Raw genomic sequence first — 16073 nt, 5'->3', positions numbered from 1 at the left:
CGACGGATCGGATCTATGCGGATGCCAGAGTTTCAAATCGGCCCTGCTGTAATCTTGGATAATGCCTCGTTCACATCAAAGATCTTGGCGTGAACCTTTTCAACGCCAAGCCCCTTGAGCCTTGCTGTGTGTTTCTCAAGATAGGCTTGCGCAGTCTCTTCCGTTTTAAAAAGATAAATACCGCCCGCATCTTTTTCAGACTCATTTTCCGTCCAGATTTTCCAGATAAAGCCGGGCTCTTCCGTGATGGAAACGGCGAGATCTCTTAGCGCCTCAGCCATTTCTGAACCAAACGGACCCGTGAAAGGAAAATCGATCTGTAATAGTTTTGCCACCTGGTAGCACTCCTGTTTTCGGCAGACACTGCCATAATGCTTGATAAGGGGTGGAATGTGCCGCCAACCCGGCCGGGACATGCCACTATAGAGAAAGCCACTCCAACAACACTACTCCAACTAAAAAGGAGCCTGACGTATGCCAATGATAGGCTGGATTTTTATACTCGCCGCCTTGGGTCTGATTCTGGGCAGTTTATTCATGCTTCGGGACTCAGCCAGAAAAATGAGCATTCCCAAAGACAAGCTGGAAAAAGTCCGCAAGCGCAAGGCAGAACTTGAAGCCGAGGAAAAAAAAGACGATCAGTGGTAAGCCGAGTCTGTTCTCGCTGCCATGATGAAATCATTCTTGTGCAACCCACCGATTGCGTGGGTCCACCAACTTATGGTCGCCTTCCCATATTCCAATAAAATGGCCGGATGATGATTTTCTTCCTCAGCCAGCTCCCCTACCGTGTTGGTAAACGCCAGGGCCTGAGCAAAATTCCTGAATTTAAATACCCGGCGTAATTGTTCTTCGCCATCAACGCTGAGAATGTCCCACTCCTGAACGTCTTTGTGCAGTGACCGTTTCTCTTCATCAGTTACCTTGGGGGCGTTCGCACTACACGCCTCACAACGCAGTTCAGCCAGTCCACTCATGCAAAACCTCCGAGCCGATATCCGAATTCTCTACCGCTACACATAATACAAGATGGGCCCGGTCATACATTTTATCAACCGGCGTCTTGAAATCGGCCCCTCTTCGGAATACTGTATATTTAAACAGTATTCCGAGATTACACCATGAGCGAGCTTCTTAACACACTAATGCAGGATGCCCGTGTTTGGCAGGGACACAAACACAACAAAACCACTCAACCGGCAGAACCGACCGGTTATCAGGCCTTGGATAACCAGCTCGGCGGGCTGGGCTGGCCCCGAGGTGCTTTGAGTGAGTGCCTACTGGATACTCCCGGCATTGGTGAGCTGACTCTGTTAATACCGCTAATGCAGAGGTTGTCGCAGGCCGGTAAAACCGTGTTCTGGCTGAATCCGCCTCACACGCCCTATGCTCCGGCACTGGCGCGGGCAGGTATCGACCTGGATCAAGTCATCATAATCCACACCGAAGACAAAGGAGACTTTCTCTGGACTCTGGAAAATTGCCTGCGTTCCCCGGTTACCGGCCTGGTCATGGCTTGGCCCGGTAAACTGGCCGCCCGGGAAATCCGGCGTTTGCAGTTGGCGGCTGAAGCTGGAAGCAATGTTTGCGTGCTTTTTCGTGAGCGCCACTACGTGGAACAAAACTCCCCGGCTGCCTTGCGCCTTGAGCTGGAGCCTGACCATCAGCAGGGCCTGAAAGTGAATGTGGTAAAACGCCGCGGCAGCTGGCCGGGCCAACGCTGCTCGCTTGCCATAGCTCATCGGGCAAGCCTGTCTCACCATGAAGCGCCCCGCGTGGTTCAAGGCCCATGGCCTGGGGCGGCACGGTAACTTCTATGCTTTGGCTGCATTTGCACTTCCCTCACCTGTTGCTGGATCACATTCGCCGCTCCGGTGAACACGTCGCGGCGCTGGTGATTGTGGAGGGCTCCGGGCAGAAGGTAATACAGGCCTGCCCTGCCGCCCGGGACCTGGGCGTGAAAGCTGGCATGCGGCTAAAAACGGCCGTCAGCCTTGCGCCGGATCTGGGAATAGTAAGAGCAGACCAATCACAAGAAGCCCGCATTCTGGAAGACCAGGCTCTCTGGATGTATCGCTATGCAGCTCATATTGTGTTGGTTCCGCCTAACGGTTTGTTGGCTGAAATCGGCAGTCTGCAGCGAATGTACGGTGGCCTTCCGGCTGTTTGGAGAACAATAGAAGAAGTGCTTCATGAGCGTCAGCTTACCGCCTGGGTGGGCATTGGCCACACACCCTTGGCAGCGGGCCTGATCGCACGTAACGGTATGGCTGAATGTACATCTGATACAGCCCATATCCTCCGGACTCTAGGCAGAATACCCCTGCAAGCTGCGGAGTTTGACGTACGCACCCGCACACGCTTGAAACGACTTGGCTTGAGCACTCTTGGTGAAGTCTTCAGTTTGCCCCCGACAGAAATGGCACGGCGACTATCCCCGGAAACCCTGGCGACCATCCAGAAAATTCAAGGCTCCAGGGCAGACCCTCAAGTATCTTGGCAACCGCCACATCATTTCCGGCAACAAGCAGACTTTGTCCAGGATATTGAACAGTCACAGGGGCTGCTTTTCCCATTGCACCGCATGTTGTCTGAGCTGGAAAAAGATCTGTGTTGGCGCCAGCAGGATACTGATTGTTTATTGTTAGTGCTCCAACATCGGCACGGGGAACCCACGCGCCTCCGCATTCGCACTTCCGGCCCGGAACACCGCGCGGAGGCATTTTTGAGCCTCATTAGCCTGCGATTTGAACAGCAGCCGCTTAAAGCTCCGGTCGCGTCATTGCGCCTGACGGTTAAGCGGTTTCTTGGGCGGGAGGTGCCCGGAGGACAGGATTTGCTAGGCGAAAACCAGGATTTGAACGAAGCCTGGCACACCCTGATGAGCCGCCTGCAGGCAAGGCTTGGGGATAACGCACTGAAACAGCTAGCGCCCAAGGATGACCACCGGCCCGAGCGGGCTTGGAGTACCTCAGATGTGCGCCGATCAAACCGTGCAACGATAACAACAGCATGCCAACTGCCCCGCCGCCCTCTGTGGCTCCTGCAAGGCCCTCAGCCGCTCACAGAAAGTCCCAAAGCCTGGTTTACCGGCCCGGAACGGATCAGCGGGGGTTGGTGGGACGGCCAGCGAGTACACCGGGATTATTACATAGCCCAACTGAACAGCGGACAACTGGCCTGGGTATTCCGGGATATGCGGGAAGGCTGGTTTATACACGGGTGGTTTGGCTGATGGGCGAATCTTCCTACGCTGAACTCTTCTGCTTCAGTAACTTCACTTTTTTGACTGGAGCCTCTCACCCCCATGAACTTGCAGAGCGCGCCGCAGAGCTTGGGTATACAGCACTGGCCATCACCGATGCCTGCTCGGTTGCGGGCATCCCCCGCGCCTGGGCAGCACTGAAAGAAAGCCCGGTAAAATTGATTACCGGGAGCTGGTTTGAGCTGGCTGACAGCCCACCCGGTGCCAGCACGTCTCGGTTTATTCTTTTGGCGCGCACTCGCAAAGGCTATGGGCAGCTCTGCCAGTTTATAACCATCGGTCGGCGCCGGGCTGAAAAAGGGCAATACCGGATTTTCCATAGCGACGTGGAAACACATGCTCTGGATGACTGCCTGTGCCTGTGGTTGCCGCCCTCAACTATCGAAGCTGATGCGGATCAGGCTCTGGCCTGCGGCGAATGGTTAACCCGGTTATTCGAACACCGCCTCTGGATTGCCGCCGCCCGCACCCTGGAATCCGGTGAAGAGCAGCAACTGGCCAGAGCCCGCTGGCTTAGTGACCACTTGCGCTGCCCGATTACGGCCATTGGCGAAGTTCACATGCACAACCGGCAACGCCAACCTTTGCAAGATGTCCTCACTGCCCTGCGCAACCACACCAGCCTGGAAAGCGCCGGCCACTGTCTATTCCAGAACGGTGAACGCTACCTCCGCCCGTTACCGGTCCTGCAACGGTTGTTTCCGGAAGCCTGGCTGAAAGAATCTGTACGCATTGCCCAACAGTGCACCTTTGAGCCCGGCAGCTTGCGTTACGAATATCCCCCAGACCTGGTGCCAAAGGGAGAAACCCCGGATGTTTATCTGAAACGCCTAACTCAGGAAGGTGAGCGACGACGCTACCCGGCAGGCACGCCACTGTCTGTTCAGGCCCTGATCCGCAAAGAACTGGGGCTGATTTCAGAGATGAAGTATGAACACTACTTCCTCACCATTCACGACATAGTAGCCTTCGCCCGCAGCCGCGACATTCTATGCCAGGGCCGTGGCTCCGCCGCAAACTCCGCCGTGTGCTATTGTCTGGGCATTACCGAAGTAAACCCGGCACAGGTGGATTTGCTGTTTGAACGCTTCATCTCCAAAGACAGAAACGAGCCGCCGGATATCGACGTGGACTTTGAACACGAACGCCGGGAAGAAGTGATCCAGTACATCTACCGACGCTATAGCCGAGAGCGGGCGGCATTGGCAGCCACAGTTATCCGCTATCGTCCAAAGAGCGCTATTCGCGACGTTGGCAAGACTCTGGGGTTCGATCCAGCACTGGTGGAGCAACTTCTTGAAGGCATCGACTGGCGTGACAAAGCCACCAACTGGCGCCAGCAAATTCTCGACAAACGTCTGACCCGCAACCCGCAAGTGGCAGACCAGTTCTTTGCTCTGGTGAACACCCTGCTCGGCTTCCCCCGCCACCTGTCCCAACACGTGGGTGGCTTTGTAATCAGCTCCGGCCCCCTGTCCGAACTGGTGCCAGTGGAAAATGCCGCCATGGCAGACCGAACCGTTATCCAGTGGGACAAAGACGACCTGGAAAGCCTGGGCCTGATGAAAGTTGACGTGCTCGCACTGGGCATGCTCACGGCAATACGCAAAGCCCTGGAGATGATCAGTCAACAGAAAGGCGAACCCTTTCGCATGCAGGACATTCCCCAAGAAGACCGAGCCACCTACAACATGCTGCAAAAAGGCGACAGCATTGGTGTATTCCAGGTGGAATCCCGCGCCCAGATCAACATGCTCCCCAGACTGAAGCCTGAAACCTATTACGATCTGGTGATTGAAGTTGCCATCGTCCGCCCCGGTCCCATTCAAGGCGACATGGTGCACCCATACCTGCGCCGCAAGCATGGGCTGGAGCCGGTGGACTACCCCAACGACGCCATCCGTGGCGTGTTGGAGCGCACGCTAGGCGTGCCCATTTTCCAGGAACAGGTCATCAAACTCGCCATGGTCGCTGCGGGATTCACAGCAGGCGAAGCCGACCAACTCCGCCGCGCCATGGCTGCCTGGAAATCCCATGGCGACATGACGCCGTTCCGGGAAAAGCTCATCAACGGTATGCTTTCACGGGGCCACGATGCCGACTTTGCCGAACGCCTCTACCTGCAAATTTGCGGCTTCGGTGGTTACGGCTTCCCGGAATCCCATTCAGCCAGTTTCGCCTTGCTCGTTTACGTTTCCGCATGGATAAAATGCCACTACCCTGCTGCGTTCTACTGCGCCTTACTCAACAGCCAGCCCATGGGATTCTACTCCCCATCGCAACTGTTGCAGGACGCCAAACGCCACAACGTAGTGGCACTACCTCTCGACATCAACAACAGCCAGTGGAATCACACTCTGGAAGGCCCGGACCTGCAACTACGCCTGGGCCTGAGAATCATCCAGGGATTTTCAAGCAGTGCCGCCGAGCGCCTATATCAAAATCGCCCCGAAACTGGCTACCGGTCTTCCACAGAGCTACGCCGCTTGGCAAGCCTCAACCAGCGCGACATGGAACTCCTTGCCGGCGCCAACGCCATGCCCGCGTTCGCTGCGAACCGACATCAAGCCTACTGGCAACTGCTGGGCCACGAAAAACCCTCTGAGCTCTTCGCTGCCGCCGAAGACGACGAACACTACGAGCTGGAAACCTGCAACCAATTACCGGAACCCACCGAAGGCCAGAACGTCCTCGCCGACTACGCCAGTCAGGGCCTAACCCTCCAACGCCACCCACTGGCCTTGCTCCGGGAACAAGGCCACCTACAGTTCTGCCTCAGCGCTGAACAACTAAAAACCACCAAAGCCGGCATCCCCGTACAGGTAGCCGGCCTGGTAACCGGCCGCCAGCGCCCCGGCTCCGCCTCCGGCGTTACCTTCGTAACCCTGGAAGACGAAACCGGCAACGTGAACGTCGTGGTCTGGCTGGAAACCGCCCGCCGGCAGCGAAAACCGTTACTCACCGCACGGTTGTTGCACGTAAAAGGCATTCTGGAAAGAGAGGGGGAAATTGTTCATGTTATGGCAGGGAAACTCTCGGACCTGAGCCATCTGATACAGACACTCCCGGTCAGTTCGCGAGATTTTCATTAAGTATTCTGCTGAACTCCCTGGGCGACACCTCCCAGGCTCATAGAGCCAAAGCGGCTTTTGCTAACGTTCCGTTACGTTTATCACGTCAAGTGATCAACTTGCCCGCCGATAACACCATATATACTGCAATAAAATGTAACACCCCGCACAAAACCGATTGATGATTAAAGCCAAGAAGGTTACTTGAGGTATGAAAAAGCTACCGCTTAAGATCAAGCTATACGCATTGGTTATCAGCTTGTTGCTCGTAATGGGTGCCAGCATGATGGTGACAGCGCAATTGTCGCTTAGCCAGATGGAAAATCGCCTGACTGAAGACACCGGCACACTGGTGCAGGATATTGTCATGGATCGTTTGCTTGCAACGGCAGGCGAGTATGGCGAGCAGGTAGGCGGTGAGTTCAACGCTGCATTCAAAGTTCCGGGAATCGTACGCAACATTATTCAAGAGAACATAGCGGCCGATAATTCTGCGCGGATCAGCCGTAGTGCCCTATCAGACGCTGTCCGAGCAGTGCTGATTCCAGAACAAAACCTCAGTACTATTTACGCCCAATTTGAACCCAATGCTTACGATGGCCAGGACCGATACTTCACCGGGAACGTTGAAGAACACAGCACTCCCACCGGCACACTGGAGATTTATTATTTCCGTGACCGTAATGGTGATGTCCAGTTTGAGCAAGTGGATGATCCCGAAGAAAAATACGATGACACACTGAACGAATTTGGTGCCCGCGAGGCCGAGTGGTATTTCTGCCCGATGGAAACCAAAGGTTCCTGCATCATGGAACCGTACAACTATGAGATTGAAGACGGCTACAGCAAGCTGGTGACTACGCTCGTAGTGCCGATCATGGCCGACCGTAACTTTGCGGGCGTTGTCGGTGTCGATATCAACCTTGATACCCTGCAAGACACTGTTAAATCAGTCAGCGGGCAGCTCTATAACGGGCAATCACGTGTCACTTTACTGAGCGAGAAAGGCTTGATCGTAGCGAGCAGCCACTACGGTGACGCCTTGGCGCGGCCGCTGGCAGAGGCCATGCCCGAGCGGGCCAGCGAAATGGCAGCACTGCATCGCGATGGAGGCCGCTATGATGACGGTGAGACGCTCGCGGTATCCTACCCGGTTCGGATAGCAGACGCCGGCCGGGAATGGTCGCTGCTGATTGAACTTCCCCGTGCTGCGGCACTTGCGCAGCTTGATGAAATAACCACGCTGCTTTCAAATGAGGTTTCAGCAACGGCACAACGTCAGTTGCTGGTGGGCATTGTTGTATCCATTTTTTCGGTATTAATGCTGATCCTGATGGTTCGTTCTGTCATTCGGCCGCTGGATGAAATTCGCGACCGGATGAATAGCCTCAGCAACGCTGAAGGCGATCTGACCCGAGAGCTGAATATTGATACCCATGCCGAACTGATTGAACTTGCCGGTGGTTTCAATACGTTCCTGGCACGTCTGCGCGAGATGATTAACGACCTGAAAGCGGTGAATGTTCGCGTACATGAGCAAGCCACGGATGTCGGCACCATTGCCCGGGATACTGAGGAAAACACAACACGACAGCACCATGAGGTAGACAGCGTAGTCACGGCAATGAATGAAATGTCAGCGGCCGCAGGTGAAGTGGCTGGCTTTGCCAGTGAGTCTGCCGAGAATGCTCGCCAGGCACAGGATGGTATTCGCTTTACACAAGAAACCCTGGGTTCTGCTGTTGAGGGTGTAAGCGCCTTAGCCGATGATATGGGCGAGGCTAGCAAAGCGATTGGCCATGTCGCCAGTCGCAGTGATGAGATCAACCGCATTCTGGATGTCATTCGAGGCATTGCCGAGCAAACCAACCTGCTGGCACTGAACGCCGCTATTGAAGCCGCCCGAGCAGGAGAGCAGGGTCGCGGGTTTGCGGTGGTAGCCGATGAGGTGCGCACACTGGCATCGCGTACGCGGCAATCAACCGATGAAATCAGTCAAATGATCGATGGCCTGCAGCAAGAAGTGCACCAAACCGTAGCGGTCATCAATACCGGTGTTGAGCGGGCAACCATGGCCGTTGAAGGCACCCGTGAAGCCGATCACTCGCTAGCATCTGTGGTAACGCGCATAGGCACCATTGTTGAACACGTCACTCAGGTAGCCACAGCTGCAGAAGAGCAAAGCTCTGTTAGTGAAGAAATAAACCGAAATCTGACCGCTATTGGTGATGCCGCAAGTGATCTGCGCGAGCTTGCCCAGCGGGTGCGTGGTAGCGGTGAATCACTCGATAAAGAGGTTGAAATACTGGATACCGAGCTAGGACGATTGAAAACCTGAGCCTGAAAAGCAGAAAACCCCACCGAGCTAACGCAAGGCGGGGTTTTCAGAACTACAAGGGCAACAATCAGCTAAGTAGCTTGATCATCACACCCGCAGCAACAGCCGAACCGATAACACCAGCAACGTTCGGCCCCATAGCATGCATCAGCAGGAAGTTCTGCGGATTCGCCTCAAGACCAACCTTGTTGGAAACCCGCGCCGCCATCGGCACCGCAGATACACCGGCAGAACCAATCAACGGGTTGATCGGATCCTTACTGAACTTGTTCATCAACTTGGCCATGAGAACACCACACGCCGTGCCCACGCCAAACGCTACGATACCCAGCCCCAGAATACCCAGAGTCTGGCCATCCAGGAACTTGTCCGCCATCAGCTTGGAACCAACAGACAAACCCAGGAAAATCGTAGTGATGTTGATCAGAGCATTCTGGGCGGTGTCGTTCAAACGCTCCACCACACCACACTCGCGCATCAGGTTACCGAAGCAGAACATACCCAGCAGGGGCGCAGCATCTGGCAGGAATAGAACCACAGCGATCAGAACAACCAGCGGGAAAACGATCTTTTCACGCTTGCTGACAGGGCGCAGCTGGGACATCTTGATAGCCCGCTCTTTCTCTGTAGTCAGCGCTTTCATGATCGGCGGCTGAATCATCGGAACCATAGCCATGTAGGCGTATGCGGATACCGCAATTGCACCCAACAGATGCGGAGCCAGAACACTGGAAACGTAGATGGACGTCGGGCCATCAGCACCACCAATGATACCGATAGCGGCGGCTTCCAGAATCGTGAACTCCAGTATGCCAAGCCAATCCAGCAGTGCGGCACCCAAAACGGTACCGAAGATACCGAACTGGGCAGCAGCACCCAGCAGCATGGTTTTCGGGTTAGCCAGCAACGGACCGAAATCCGTCATTGCACCAACACCCATGAAAATCACCAGAGGCCCGATGGTGCTGCCGATAACCACAGAATAGAAGTTATACAGCATGCCATTACCATAACCGGCATCCTGAGCGACCGTATTAGCTGCTGCCATTTCGGAATAGCTAGCTTCTTTTACGGCCACCTTGAACGCTTCTTTCAGCTCGGGCGTAATTGCTTGCCCAGCCTGATAAGCCACATCCAGAGGCGCAGCAAGCGCAGCCAGCAACTCCCCTTTCCCGCCACTCATGGCAAGATGGATAGCATTTTCTGCCGCAGTCAGGGCAAGCCCTGCCTCCGGAATATTCGCCAGAATGCCACCAAACCCGATAGGCACCAGCAGCAATGGCTCAAACCCTTTGCGAATCGCAAGGAACAGAAGAAGCAGGCCAACGGCAATCATGATCACCTGGCCAAGTTCTATATTGAACAGGCCACTACCTGTCCATAACGTCATTAACTTATCCATGGAATGCTGGCCCTTTATGCGATTGTCAGCATTTCATCATCAGGGGAGACGGCATCACCGACCTTGATGAAGACTTCGCCGACAGTGCCGGCCTTTGGTGCACGAATCTCGGTTTCCATTTTCATGGCCTCGAGAATAATCAGCACATCGCCTTCTTCAACGGCTTCGCCTGGTGACACCAGCACCTTGAAGATGTTGCCACCCAGAGGTGCGATAACAGGCTCGCCTTCACCGGCAGCCGGGGCTGGCGCGGCAGACGCAGCTGGCGCAGATGCAGCACCACCCTCGCCCTGAATCTGGGAGATTTCGCCGCCTTCAGACACTGCAACCACGAATTTCTTACCGTTAACATCAACAGTATAAGTTTCAGGGCCGCTGGCCTTCTTGGCCGGAAGCGCGCCTTCAGCCGTAGGCACTGGCTCAAAGGCATCCGGATTGTTGCGGTTTTCAAGGAACTTGAGACCAATCTGCGGGAACAGAGCATAGGTCAGAACATCATCAACGGTGTTGTCCGCCAGCTTAATGCCTTTCTCGCCTGCCAGCTTTTTCAGCTCGTCGGTCAGCTTGTCCATTTCCGGCTCAATATTGTCAGCCGGACGGCAAGTAATAGCTTCTTTACCTTCCAGAACCCTTTCCTGCAGCTCTTTGTTGAAAGGCGCAGGCGCGGAGCCGTACTCGCCCTTCAGGATGGCCGCGGTTTCCTTGGAGATAGACTTATAACGCTCGCCCGTCAGAACGTTAAGTACAGCCTGAGTACCTACAATCTGAGACGTCGGTGTTACCAGCGGGATGAAGCCCAGGTCCTCACGAACCTTGGGGATTTCAGCCAGTACTTCGTCAAATCGATGCGCAGCATTCTGCTCTTTGAGCTGGCCTTCCATGTTGGTCAACATACCGCCCGGTACCTGAGCAATCAGGATGCGCGAATCGGTACCACGGAGGCTGCCTTCAAACTTTGCGTACTTCTTGCGAACTTCGCGGAAGTAACTGGCAATTTCTTCCAGCAACACAAGGTCCAGACCAGTGTCACGCTCGGTGCCTTCAAGAATGGCAACAACCGCCTCAGTGGGCGAATGGCCGTAAGTCATACTCATTGAAGATATGGCCGTATCCACGTTATCAATACCGGCTTCCGCTGCTTTGATAGCTGTCGCGGTAGACATGCCAGTGGTCGCGTGGCACTGCATGTGAATCGGGATGTCGAGTTCTTTCTTCAGGCGGCTAACCAGATCAAAAGCCACGTAGGGCTTGAGAATACCGGCCATGTCCTTGATCGCAATGGAATCTGCGCCCATGTCGGCAACTTCTTTCGCCAACTCTACCCACATCTCGATGGTGTGCACCGGGCTGGTGGTATAAGAGATGGTGCCTTGTGCGTGCTTGCCGGTTTTCTTCACGGCCTTGATGGCGGTCGCCAGGTTGCGGGGATCGTTCATCGCATCGAAAATACGGAACACATCAATGCCGTTTTCTGCGGCACGATCAACAAACCGCTCTACCACGTCATCCGCATAATGCCGATAACCCAGAAGGTTCTGACCACGAAGCAGCATTTGCTGGGGCGTGTTGGGCATTACCTTTTTCAGTTCGCGAATGCGCTCCCAAGGATCTTCGCCCAGGTAACGGATGCAGGAGTCGAAGGTAGCTCCACCCCAGGATTCCAAAGACCAGAAACCGACTTTGTCGAGTTTCTCGGCAATGGGCAGCATGTCGTCAAGCCGCATACGGGTGGCGAGCAGGGACTGGTGGGCGTCGCGGAGTATAACGTCCGTAATCCCCAGCGGTTTCTTTGTATCAGTCATCGTGTCAGCCTTCTGTTTAAAGGTTCTATCTAATCGGTTACCGGCTCACTTACTTGTGGCGCGACCGGAATTTGGCAATCGCCTGTTTAATCGCCTCTGCTGTATCAGGATCAACTGAAACAGGTGCCTTGGGCTTGGCACGGGGCTTTTTGGCCGGGGTTACCGGCTCGGGCGGTGCAAACCGGATAAGCAGTTTGGACATAAGCAGGGTCGCGAACACCAGAATAATCAGGAACACGAACACAAAGCCCATACCCGCAACCATCAGATCGACGGCTTGTGACATCAGGTCATCCATATTGAATAGCTACCTGTGATTCATTTGTGTGTTTTCCCAGGGAACCGGTGCACCGATGGCCTGAGCCTTTAGGTGCGCCGGAATAAACCCGGAGGCAAAATCCTGCGTAATTTACCGGTTTCGGGCGCAGTGAGCAACCAAATCAAAAAAGGCTATACGAACTTTCCGAGCGCTTCGCCACGACCTCAAAGCGCAAGAAAAGCCCGCGACGACACACTCTCAGACCAGCCTGACCCTTAGCTTGCGACCCTTTATTTTTCCATCTTCAAGGCGTTTCAGGGCACGTTTGGCCTGCCCTGCCTCGACAGCGACGAAGCACTGAAACTCAAACAGATCGATTTTGCCCACGGATTTACCATCCAGGCCGGCTTCTCCAGTGAGTGCACCAAGCACATCCCCCGGGCGGAGCTTTTCCTTACGCCCGGCTGCGATACAAAGCGTTTTCATCGCCGGGGTGACCGGCTCTGCGGGTACTGAAAGCAGAATTTCGGTGTCTCCCCAAGTAACCGGACGCCCCCGCTCACTCTCAAGACGATTAATTTTATGACCCTGCGCGGGGCTGCACAGCGTAACCGCCAGACCTGCTTCACCTGCACGCCCGGTGCGCCCTACCCGATGAGTGTGCACTTCCGGGTCCCGTGCGGGTTCGGCATTGATTACCAATGGCAAAGCCTTGATGTCCAGACCGCGTGCTGCAACGTCGGTTGCCACCAAAACCTGACAACTCTGGTTAGCAAAACGCACCAGGACACTATCGCGCTCGCGCTGCTCGAGATCGCCGTGCAACGCCAATGCCGAGAACCCCTGCGCGCCAAGCTCTGCCGCCAGTTCATCGCACTGCTGTTTCATGGAACAGAACACCAGACAGGATGCAGGCTGATGCTCAGACAACAAGCTCACGATGGCTCGGGTGCGCTCCGAGGCAGGAATTTCATAAAACAGCTCACGAATATCGGTATTGACGCTTTGCGACTCTGCCCGCACATCCACCGGCTCCCTTTGGAACCCGGCGCTGAGTTTACGGATCGAATCCGGCCAGGTCGCTGAAAACATCAGCGTTTGGCGTTGCTTGGGCGTGTAACTCAGAATTTCTTCCATGGCGGGTTGGAAACCCATATCGAGCATCCGGTCGGCCTCGTCCAGAACCAGGGTCGTGAGACGCTTAAGATCCAGAGTCCCTTTGCGCAGATGGTCGGCAATTCGCCCAGGTGTACCAACAACGATATGCGCACCATGAGCCAGAGAGCCAATTTGCGGTCCAATAGACACGCCGCCACAGAGGGTCAGAATCTTTACGTTTTCCTGCGCCCGTGCCATTTCCCTCAGGGCCTTCGCTACCTGATCTGCCAGCTCACGGGTGGGACACAGCACCAGCCCCTGCACCGCAAACAGTTTCGGCTTGAGGCCTTCAATCAGTCCGATGCCGAAAGCCGCCGTTTTACCACTGCCGGTCTGCGCCATGGCGATCACGTCACGACCCGCCAGGCAATGAGGCAAGGCTCGCTCCTGAATGTCCGTAGGTTGTGAAAAGCCCAACTGGGCGAGATTGGCCTGCATGGCTGCAGACAGATCAAGATCTTTAAAGGAAGGCATACAAGAAAATCCCGGAATCAGCGGTTGCTGGTTAAGAAGGTAAGCACGAGGGCGTATACTAACGCCATAGAATACCAGAATTCATGACCAATTAACGGAGTTATCCCATGGCATCCTTGCAGGATCAGCTATTGAAAGCGGGCCTGGCCGATCAAAAAAAGGCCAAAGCTATTCGCAATGAAAAACACAAACAGCGCAAACAGCAGCCCAAAGGTGCCGTGCAGGTTAATGAGACCGAGATCCGGGCCCGTCAAGCCCGTGAAGAAAAGGCCGAACGCGACCGTCAGCTGAACCTCAAGCGGCAGCAGGAAGCCGAGAAGAAGGCTGTTCAGGCCCAAATTCGCCAACTGGTGGAGACCAATCGGCTGGATCGCAGCCGGGGCGAAACCTCATATCAATTCGTTCACGACAAAAAAATCAAAAAACTGTATGTCGACGACATCATGGCCGATCAACTCTCCCGGGGCCGCTTGGCCATCGTGTCGGTAAATGATCAGTATGAGATTGTCGCCGACGGTGTGGCGCGTAAGATTATCGAGCGTGATGCACAGGCAGTGGTTGTGCTCCACGACCGCACGAAAGACGATGTGGGTGACGACGATCCATACGCAGGGTATGAAATTCCCGACGACCTTATGTGGTAAGCGCCTGACGAATAGCTCGCACGGCGGCAACCGACTCGGGGTTGTCGCCGTGAACACACAGAGTATCTGCTTCCAGTGTGAGCAATCTTCCGTTAATCGTCGAGATGGCGCCCCCTTCAGCAATCGCTTTTGCCTGGCGCAGTATAATGTCCGTATCGTGATGTACGGCCCCCGCGATGCGGCGAGGAACAATGTACCCTTTTTCGTCATATGCACGATCCGCGAAGGCTTCAAGTAATAACTCAACGCCATACTCCGCACACAGCGCCTTTAACGGCTGATTATCAGCCGTTGTCATCGCCATGAGTGCAAGTTTGCCAGTGGTTTGACCAAGCGCTCCAAGAATTGCCCTGAGCACGGCTTCATCCCGCATCATGTCGTTATAGAGCGCGCCATGGGGTTTAACGTAGCTGAGCTTGCCACCTTGTGCTGCCGCTATCTGGCTCAAGGCTCCTACCTGGTAAAGCACCATGGCGTGAATCTCTTCCGGGCGACATACCATGGAGCGACGGCCAAAGCCCTGAAGATCCGGGTAGGCAGGATGGGCACCCAGAGCCACGTTATGCTGCAGCGCCAAGCGAACGGTATTTTGCATAACGAAAGGGTCACCGGCATGAAAGCCGCAGGCAATGTTTGCCTGGTCAATATAAGGCATAACCTGCTCATCCAGCCCCATCGTCCAGGCACCAAAACTCTCACCAATATCGCAATTCAATAACATGCTTGTATCCAGTCACCCCTAAAAAACAAACTATTGAGCCTAACAATAGCCTGAAAAAGGAACTCATGGGAGATCTTCGGGTCGTATGCCCGCCAGTTATAAAGTTATAAACAAGGAGCGATGATGCTATCGGTTAGTTTAGGCCCGCTAAGCCTGTCTTTGGGGCATGTTCTGTTACTTGGCGCATTCGTGCTTGCACTGGTTGTTGGCGCTGTCAGTGGGCGAAAACACGGCGTGCCTATCGCCGGAACCCTATCTGATATTTTTCTGGCCTCCATGGTTGCTGCGCGAGTTGGCTTCGTAATCCAGTACTTCGAGTATTATCAGGACAACCTTTGGGGCATCGTCGATATTCGGGATGGCGGCTTTCATATTGTCGCCGGCGTGCTCGGTGCAATTGCGCTGACCGCCTGGAAGCTCTGGCGGCACGCCAGTATCCGTAAGCCTTTATCCATTGCTGTAGCAACCGGGATGCTAACCTGGGGCTCCATATCCCTGCTGGTCACATTGGTCGAAAGCAGCTCCAGAAGCATGCCTCAAAGTAGTTTCAGTCTGATGGACGGCACGCCGGTAACGCTTCAGGAAGTAGCAAAAGGTAAGCCCATTGTGGTGAACCTGTGGGCAACCTGGTGCCCGCCCTGCATCCGGGAGATGCCTGTACTGGAACAAGCTCAACTGGAAAACCCGGACATTACCTTTGTGTTTGTAAATCAGGGTGAATACCCTGAAACCATTACTCAGTTCATGGACCAGCACAAGCTCTCGCTGAACAATGTCCTTACTGACACCAGCGCCAGCCTTGGCCGCACAACGGGCAGCCAAGCCTTGCCGACCACGCTCTTCTACGATGCAAACGGTAAGCAGGTGAATGCGCACTTGGGCGAACTGTCGAACGCATCCCTTGCTCACAATCTCCGAAGCTTTAGCGCGGACTGAACC

The 16073-nt window shown here is 54.8% G+C and carries 14 protein-coding genes; 7 read left to right on the top strand and 7 right to left on the bottom strand.

Annotated features, from left to right (window positions below; genetic code table 11):
* Nucleotides 1–32 precede the first annotated feature (32 nt).
* A complete protein-coding gene (locus Q0824_RS00480; RefSeq protein WP_298446823.1) occupies nucleotides 33–335 on the bottom strand; it encodes a monooxygenase in 303 nt (100 codons plus the stop codon).
* 139 nt (nucleotides 336–474) lie between these two features.
* Here Q0824_RS00480 and Q0824_RS00475 point away from each other — a divergent pair, with 139 nt between their 5' ends.
* Complete coding sequence (locus Q0824_RS00475) at nucleotides 475–648, top strand: DUF2897 family protein (RefSeq protein WP_298446822.1); 174 nt, start codon at nucleotides 475–477, stop codon at nucleotides 646–648.
* Here the strand turns inward: Q0824_RS00475 and Q0824_RS00470 are convergent.
* A complete protein-coding gene (locus Q0824_RS00470; RefSeq protein ID WP_298446821.1) occupies nucleotides 639–977 on the bottom strand; it encodes a 4a-hydroxytetrahydrobiopterin dehydratase in 339 nt (112 codons plus the stop codon). The genes Q0824_RS00475 and Q0824_RS00470 overlap by 10 nt on opposite strands.
* Nucleotides 978–1121: 144 nt before the next feature.
* Here Q0824_RS00470 and imuA point away from each other — a divergent pair, with 144 nt between their 5' ends.
* From imuA to Q0824_RS00450, 4 genes are all read left to right on the top strand, one after another.
* Nucleotides 1122–1811, top strand: a complete 690-nt coding sequence (gene imuA / locus Q0824_RS00465; RefSeq protein WP_298446820.1) for a translesion DNA synthesis-associated protein ImuA — start codon at nucleotides 1122–1124, stop codon at nucleotides 1809–1811.
* A 5-nt stretch (nucleotides 1812–1816) separates the two neighbouring features.
* Nucleotides 1817–3235, top strand: a complete 1419-nt coding sequence (locus tag Q0824_RS00460) for a DNA polymerase Y family protein (RefSeq protein ID WP_298446819.1) — start codon at nucleotides 1817–1819, stop codon at nucleotides 3233–3235.
* Complete coding sequence (locus Q0824_RS00455; protein WP_298446818.1) at nucleotides 3235–6357, top strand: error-prone DNA polymerase; 3123 nt, start codon at nucleotides 3235–3237, stop codon at nucleotides 6355–6357. The genes Q0824_RS00460 and Q0824_RS00455 overlap by 1 nt, the downstream gene beginning before the upstream one ends.
* A 190-nt stretch (nucleotides 6358–6547) precedes the next feature.
* The gene (locus Q0824_RS00450) at nucleotides 6548–8674 is read left to right on the top strand and encodes a methyl-accepting chemotaxis protein (protein ID WP_298446817.1); all 2127 of its coding nucleotides are present in this window, start codon (nucleotides 6548–6550) and stop codon (nucleotides 8672–8674) included.
* A 67-nt stretch (nucleotides 8675–8741) separates the two neighbouring features.
* On the opposite strand, the gene Q0824_RS00445 is transcribed toward Q0824_RS00450, so the two are convergent.
* From Q0824_RS00445 to dbpA, 4 genes are all read right to left on the bottom strand, one after another.
* Nucleotides 8742–10076: a sodium ion-translocating decarboxylase subunit beta gene (locus Q0824_RS00445; RefSeq protein ID WP_298446816.1), complete on the bottom strand. Its 1335-nt coding sequence runs from the start codon at nucleotides 10074–10076 to the stop codon at nucleotides 8742–8744.
* A 14-nt stretch (nucleotides 10077–10090) separates the two neighbouring features.
* Nucleotides 10091–11878, bottom strand: coding sequence for a sodium-extruding oxaloacetate decarboxylase subunit alpha (gene oadA / locus Q0824_RS00440; protein WP_298446815.1), 1788 nt, complete (start codon nucleotides 11876–11878; stop codon nucleotides 10091–10093).
* Between the two features lie 49 nt (nucleotides 11879–11927).
* Nucleotides 11928–12176, bottom strand: coding sequence for an OadG family protein (locus tag Q0824_RS00435; protein ID WP_298446814.1), 249 nt, complete (start codon nucleotides 12174–12176; stop codon nucleotides 11928–11930).
* A gap of 219 nt (nucleotides 12177–12395) precedes the next feature.
* Nucleotides 12396–13769, bottom strand: a complete 1374-nt coding sequence (dbpA, locus tag Q0824_RS00430; protein WP_298446813.1) for an ATP-dependent RNA helicase DbpA — start codon at nucleotides 13767–13769, stop codon at nucleotides 12396–12398.
* A gap of 107 nt (nucleotides 13770–13876) precedes the next feature.
* Here dbpA and Q0824_RS00425 point away from each other — a divergent pair, with 107 nt between their 5' ends.
* Complete coding sequence (locus Q0824_RS00425; RefSeq protein WP_298446812.1) at nucleotides 13877–14413, top strand: DUF2058 domain-containing protein; 537 nt, start codon at nucleotides 13877–13879, stop codon at nucleotides 14411–14413.
* Here Q0824_RS00425 and Q0824_RS00420 read toward each other — a convergent pair.
* Nucleotides 14403–15134, bottom strand: a complete 732-nt coding sequence (locus Q0824_RS00420; RefSeq protein ID WP_298446811.1) for a 5-oxoprolinase subunit PxpA — start codon at nucleotides 15132–15134, stop codon at nucleotides 14403–14405. The two genes, Q0824_RS00425 and Q0824_RS00420, sit on opposite strands and share 11 nt — an antisense overlap.
* 123 nt (nucleotides 15135–15257) lie before the next feature.
* On the opposite strand from Q0824_RS00420, the gene Q0824_RS00415 reads away from it, so the two are divergent.
* Entirely contained in the window at nucleotides 15258–16070 is an 813-nt protein-coding gene (locus tag Q0824_RS00415; RefSeq protein WP_298446810.1) for a TlpA disulfide reductase family protein, read from the top strand.
* The last annotated feature ends 3 nt before the right edge of the window (nucleotides 16071–16073 follow it).

Origin of the sequence: uncultured Marinobacter sp., assembly GCF_947488835.1 — a bacterium.
Classification (GTDB): Bacteria; Pseudomonadota; Gammaproteobacteria; order Pseudomonadales; family Oleiphilaceae; genus Marinobacter.
This window is presented reverse-complemented; position numbering and strand designations above follow the sequence as displayed.